Source organism: Collinsella sp. AM28-11LB (assembly GCF_003469895.1).
Classification (GTDB): Bacteria; Actinomycetota; Coriobacteriia; order Coriobacteriales; family Coriobacteriaceae; genus Collinsella.
Map to the genome: position 1 here is coordinate 1 of NZ_QSKJ01000024.1, position 2062 is coordinate 2062.

1 protein-coding gene is annotated in these 2062 nt (G+C 55.1%); it reads right to left on the reverse strand.

Translation table 11 applies throughout. The features are described 5' to 3' along the window. Positions 1-161 precede the first annotated feature (161 nt). Positions 162-1856, reverse strand: a complete 1695-nt coding sequence (locus DW732_RS09685; protein WP_006235592.1) for a phospho-sugar mutase — start codon at positions 1854-1856, stop codon at positions 162-164. Positions 1857-2062 lie beyond the last annotated feature (206 nt).

The window sequence follows — 2062 nt, forward strand, 5'->3', positions numbered from 1 at the left end:
AGATATATTGCCAGACCGGATGGGCCCCGGGGGCGGGAATCTGGGCGTACACATTTCCTACACAGTTTGGGATTCTCAGCTGTATTTACCAGTAATATAGAGGGGACCTCGTTTCCGAGATCCCCTCCTCCGTCTATCTATAGAAATAGGCTTTCAAAGCCTTAGGCCAATAGTTTGCGACCGGACTCCTCAATCGCGTCAAGTGCTGCATCAGCCTCGGCGGCATCCGCGCCCTTTGCGAAGATGTACAGCTTAATCTTGGGCTCGGTGCCGGAAGGACGAACAATACCCTTGTTACCACCCTCAAGATCGAACTCAATGACGTTAGCCTTCGGCAGGCCGTTCACGCAGGTATTGTAATCCACGACGGCCTCAATCTTGGAACCGGCGAGCTCCGCGGGCGGGTTCTCGCGCAGACCAGCCATGATGCCGGCCATCTTTGCCGCACCCTCAGCGCCCGGATAGCTCAGCGAAATCGTCTTGTTGTGATAGTAGCCATACTTCTCGTACAGCTCGTGCATCGCATCGGCGAGGTTCTTGCCCTGGAGCTTGTAATACTGCGCCATCTGGCAAATCAGAAGCGAAGTGCTCACGGCGTCCTTGTCGCGCACGTGGTCGCCGGCCAGATAGCCGTAGCTCTCCTCGAAACCGAAGATAAAGCGATCGACCTCGCCAGCATCGGAAAGAGAAGTGATGATGTCGCCGATGTACTTGAAGCCCGTCAGGCAGCGGCGGAGCTCAAAACCGTACTCGTCGGCCAAAGCGTCAACCATGGCGGAAGAAACGATAGTAGTAACGGCAACCTTCTTAGTGAGGTCCTCACCGCGGGCAGCACGGGTCTTGCAGATATAGTCGAGGAGCAGAACGCCCATCTCATTGCCGGTCAGCAGCAGATAGTCATCGCCATTCTTAACGGCAACGCCAACACGGTCGGCGTCAGGATCTGTTGCAAGCAGCAGATCGGGGTGAACCTGCTCGCACAGGTCGATGCCCTTCTGCATGGCCTGACGGATCTCGGGGTTAGGATACGGGCAGGTCGGGAAATCGCCGTTAGGCTCCTTCTGCTCGGGAACAACCGTTACATCGGTGATGCCAGCACGCTCGAGCACCGTGGTAACGGGAATGAGGCCGGTACCATTCAACGGCGTATAGACAAGCTTGAGCGGTGCGCCGGCAATCTCCTCGGCAGAAAGATTCGTAACGCCGCGCGCGAGTACGGCGTCGTAATAACGCTCGAGGCACGAGTCATCGATCCATTTGACCAGACCCTGCTCAAGAGCCTCATCGAAGTCCATGGACTTCACTCCGGTGAACGTATCGGTCTCGGCGATGGCCTTAGAAATTGCATCGGCGGCCTCGCTGGTTATCTGGCAGCCGTCGGGGCCATAGGCCTTATAGCCGTTATACGGCGCCGGGTTATGACTAGCGGTCATGCAAATGCCACCGGAACACTTAAGATCACGAACAGCCCAGGAAAGCGTCGGCACAGGAGAAATCTTGGGATACACAAGGGCAGTCACACCGTTTGCTGCAAGAATGGCAGCCGTCGTCTTAACGAACAGCTCACCTTTATTGCGACTATCGCGAGCGATGGCGACCGTCGGATGCTCGAAGGTCGCATTGAGGTAGTCAGCGAATCCCTGGGTCGCACGACCGACCGTATAGATATTCATACGGTTAGTGCCTGCACCGATAGTGCCGCGAAGACCAGCAGTACCGAAGGCGAGATCCTGGAAGAAAGCGTCGGTGATGGCGTCCTCATCACCCTGCTCCTTCATCGTGTTGAGCTCAGCGAGGAGCTCCTCGTCCTTGACATTGGCAATCCAAGTATCAAGCAGCTCATGAACATCTGCCATGTGAGTCCTTCCGTCACAATCAATAAAACGACCCGTGTAAAACAGGACAAGCGCGTCAGTGCGCTAAAGCAAATATTAGTCCATTGAGAACAGAGAACCGACCACAGAACGGTGAACGTCTATATTAAGCGGTGGATGATTAAATTGATTTAATTGCATAAGGAATGTTGCCCATTAAAGCAAAAAGGGGGGAGGCCTCGCGGCCT